This window comes from Roseomonas sp. TAS13, from assembly GCF_001950415.1.
Lineage (GTDB): Bacteria > Pseudomonadota > Alphaproteobacteria > Acetobacterales > Acetobacteraceae > Roseomonas > Roseomonas mucosa.
In genome coordinates this window covers 1-1,176 of sequence record NZ_BDLP01000680.1, presented here as the reverse complement: position 1 = coordinate 1,176, position 1,176 = coordinate 1, and the positions used below count along the sequence as shown (strand labels likewise).

1 protein-coding gene is annotated in these 1,176 nt (G+C 74.8%); it reads right to left on the bottom strand.

Annotated elements, in window-relative coordinates; translation table 11 throughout:
• On the bottom strand, positions 1 to 1,061 hold a 1,061-nt coding region (locus ROTAS13_RS24805), incomplete at its 3' end, for a cobalt-precorrin-5B (C(1))-methyltransferase (RefSeq protein WP_253187773.1).
• Positions 1,062 to 1,176 lie beyond the last annotated feature (115 nt).

The following is a 1,176-nucleotide window of genomic DNA, read 5'->3' as shown; positions in this document are numbered from 1 at the left end:
GCGAGTTCCAGCATCGAGGGCGCGCCGAGCAGCACATGCGCCGCCGTTTCCCAGGCCCGCAGCGCCACCGCCTCGCCCAGCGCGATCCCGGCCTCCGCCGCCAGGGCGAAGCCCTCGGCCACGGTGTTCGCCGCGGCGATGCGCGCCGCCACGGGTTCCGGCACGCCGCCTTCCCGCGCCAGGGCGGCCAGCGCGCCCAGATCGGCCGAGCCGCGTTTGGAATGCAGGTCGAGGCGACCCTGGGCGAGCTTGGTCATCTTCGCCAGGCCGCCCGCCACGGTGACGCGCGGCACCGGATGCGCGCGCAGGTATTTCAGCATCCCGCCGGCGAAGTCGCCCATGTCGATCAGCGCCTGTTCCGGCAACCCGTGCAGCCGCTGGACGGCTTCCTCGGAGGTGCTGCCGGTGGCGCCGGCGACGTGGTCCAGCCCCATGGCCCGCGCCACGTCGATGCCGCGATGGATGGAGTGAATCCAGGCCGAGCAGGAATAGGGCACCACCACCCCGGTCGTGCCCAGGATGGAGATGCCGCCCAGGATGCCCAGGCGCGGGTTCAGCGTCCGCTGCGCCAGCGCCTCGCCGCCCGGGACGGAGATCTCCACCTCCAGGTCCGGCCCGGCGCCCAGTTCCGCCAGCGCCTCGGCGATCATGCGGCGCGGCACGGGGTTGATGGCGGGCTCGCCCACCGGCAGCGGCAGGCCCGGCCGCGTCACCGTGCCGACCCCTGGCCCGGCGCGGAAGCGCAGCCCGCTTCCCGCCTCCCCCCGCCGCACCGTGGCGCGCACCAGCGCCCCATGCGTCACGTCCGGATCGTCGCCCGCATCCTTGACCACGCCCGCCGAGGCCCAGCCCTCCCCCAGCCGCTGCTCCGCGAGCGCGAAGCCGGGTTCCTCCCCGCGCGGCAGGCGGATGGTCACGGGATCGGGGAAATGGCCGGTCAGCAGACCCGCGCAGGCCGCCTTCGCCGCCGCCGTGGCACAGGCCCCCGTGGTCCAGCCCCGGCGCAAGGGACGCTCCGTCTGCACGCCGCCCAGCATAGGCCCGGCGCCGGGGCCTGTCATGGCGGTGGGCCCTTCGTGGTTCGGGCCGGGGCCAGAGGGGCCCTGCCCCTCTGGACACCCCGCCAAGGGACGCTGTCTCTTGATCACATCTACGCACAGCTCCACCGTAAGGCGA